The organism is Frateuria sp., from assembly GCF_013362045.1.
Lineage (GTDB): Bacteria > Pseudomonadota > Gammaproteobacteria > Xanthomonadales > Rhodanobacteraceae > Frateuria_A.
In genome coordinates, this window is sequence record NZ_JABFWW010000008.1 from 1 (window position 1) to 2,136 (window position 2,136).

A 2,136-nucleotide genomic window follows, 5' to 3' on the forward strand; every position below is an offset into this window, starting at 1 on the left:
CACGGCCGCCTGTGGGAGCACGGCGTGGAGGGAATCGACCAGTACAACCGCATCCGCAAGGTCGAGCCGATGCAGCGCGCGCTGGCCGAGCTGGGTGCGGCCGGCTGGTTCGCCGGCCTGCGCCGCAGCCAGGCGCGCACCCGCGCCGGCGTGGAATTCGCCGAGCACCGCAACGGCCGCTGGAAGTTCCACCCGCTGGCCGACTGGAGCGACCGCGACGTGGGCCAATACCTCAAGCGCCACGGCCTGCCGTACCACCCGCTGTGGGACCAGGGCTACACCTCCATCGGCGACGTCCACACCAGCCACCGCTGGGAGCCGGGCATGGACCCGGAAGACACGCGCTTCTTCGGCCTCAAGCGCGAATGCGGGCTGCACGACATCGTCTGACGCGCCGGCGCCTTCCTTGGGCGCCCGGCGCGGCCCGGAGCGGCTGCACCGGCCCTTGAGAGCCTCTTCCCGGCGAGCGAGAAACGCTAGGCCGCATCCGGCAGCGCCAGCGGCCGCTCGCGCCAGTGCGGCTCGCCCGGCCAGGCGGCGGGGGCGGCATCGCCGGTCAGTACGCGGACCACGTCGCGCCGGTCCAGGTGCGGCGCGAACTGGCCGATGAACTCGAGCACGAACTCGCGCAGCACGCTTTCCCGCCGCAACACGATCCAGGTCGTGCACTGCGGAAACAGGTGGTCGGCCGGCAGCACGCGCAGGTCGGCATCGGCCGGCAGCATCGCCATCTCGGCCAGCACGCCGACGCCCAGGCCGGCGCGCACGTAGGTCTTGATCAAGTCCGCGTCGCCGGCGGTCATGGCGATCTGCGGCTCCAGGCCGGCGGCCTCGAATGCGCGACGCAGGGACGATTCGGGCTTGAGCGAGGAGTCGTAGCTGATCAGCGGCTGCGCGGCCAGCTCGGCCAGCGTGGGCGGCAGGCTGCGTTTCGCCAGCGCATGGCCGCCGGGCACCACCACCACGCGATGCCAGCGATAGGCGGGCAGGGCGATGCCCACCGCAGGCGGCGCGCCGGCGGTGCTGACCACGGCGATGTCGACGCGGCCGGCTTCGAGCTGGGCCAGCACTTCGGCGTCCTGGCCCGGTTGCAAGTGCACGCTCACCTGCGGGTAGGCCAGGTTGAGCGCAGCGATCGAGGGGGGCAGGGCGAAGCGCGCCTGGGTGTGGGTGGTGGCGATGCGCAGCTCGCCATGGGCTTCGTTGCGCAGGTTGGCGGCGATGGAGCGGATGTTGGCCGCTTCGGCAAGGATCAGGCGCGCGCGTTCGAGCACCTGGCGACCGGCGTGGGTCACCGCATCGAGGCTCTTGCCCTTGCGCACGAACAGCTTGAAGCCGAGTTCGTCCTCAAGCTGCTTGAGCTGCTTGCTCAGGCCGGGTTGGGTGGCGTGCACGCGCTCGGCGGCGAGGGTGATGTTGAGGCCCGAGTCGGCGATCGCGACCAGGTAGCGGAGTTGGACCAGGGTCATGGCTTGGTGCCCGTGTTCGTTCGGCGGAAGGGTTGGCTGCGGTGGCGGCATGGCTACATCGCGTGGCCGCACGCCGGGCCCACCCCTGGGCTGGAACGTCATGGTCGCAGAGAAGGTCGTTTTCGTGTCGCATAATTTGGACGTCTATACGTCCAATGGACGGAACTGTCAAGGAAATGGTCGGGGCGCGCCGGTCCACATAACGTGAATGCATATGGCCCTCGCGACAAATCATTTGCCGCCCGCCGGGCGCCTGCCTAGCGTGGCACGATTCCCACGCAAAGGCCGTTCCCTTGAAGCTCTACCCGCTGTTTGCCGACCTTTCGCGCCGCGCCGTACTGGTGGTCGGCGGCGGGGTGGTGGCCGAGCGCAAGGTGGCCGCGCTGCTGCAGGCCGGGGCGCAGGTGACGGTGAACGCCCCGCAGCTGACGCCCGCCTTGAGCGAATGGGCCAGGCAGGGGATCGTTGCGTACCGGCCCGAAGCCTTCCGCGAAGCCTGGCTCGATCGCGTCTGGCTGGTGGTCGCCGCCACCTCCGACCGCGCGGCCAACGCGCTGGTGGCCGAACTGGCCGGGCTGCGGCGCCTGTTCGTCAACGTGGTGGACGATGCGCAGCTGTCGAGCTTCCACGTGCCGGCGGTGATCGACCGCGCGCCGCTCACCATCGC

Annotated in this window: 3 protein-coding genes; 2 read left to right on the forward strand and 1 reads right to left on the reverse strand. The window is 70.5% G+C overall.

The window, feature by feature from the left end:
• Positions 1 to 390, forward strand: a 390-nt coding sequence (locus HOQ08_RS00245) for a phosphoadenylyl-sulfate reductase (RefSeq protein ID WP_291189767.1), incomplete at its 5' end; no start/stop codon positions are given.
• A gap of 86 nt (positions 391 to 476) precedes the next feature.
• Here the strand turns inward: HOQ08_RS00245 and HOQ08_RS00250 are convergent.
• On the reverse strand, positions 477 to 1,469 hold the full coding sequence (locus HOQ08_RS00250; RefSeq protein ID WP_291189770.1) for a LysR substrate-binding domain-containing protein: 993 nt from the start codon (positions 1,467 to 1,469) through the stop codon (positions 477 to 479).
• Between the two features lie 293 nt (positions 1,470 to 1,762).
• On the opposite strand from HOQ08_RS00250, the gene HOQ08_RS00255 reads away from it, so the two are divergent.
• A partial coding sequence (locus tag HOQ08_RS00255; RefSeq protein WP_291189772.1) for a bifunctional precorrin-2 dehydrogenase/sirohydrochlorin ferrochelatase occupies positions 1,763 to 2,136 on the forward strand: 374 nt, incomplete at its 3' end.

What these genes read in the sequence shown, in the direction of transcription:
- HOQ08_RS00250 (WP_291189770.1), bottom strand. Translation starts at nt 1,469, where the DNA reads ATGACCCTGGTCCAACTCCGCTACCTGGTCGCGATCGCCGACTCGGGC.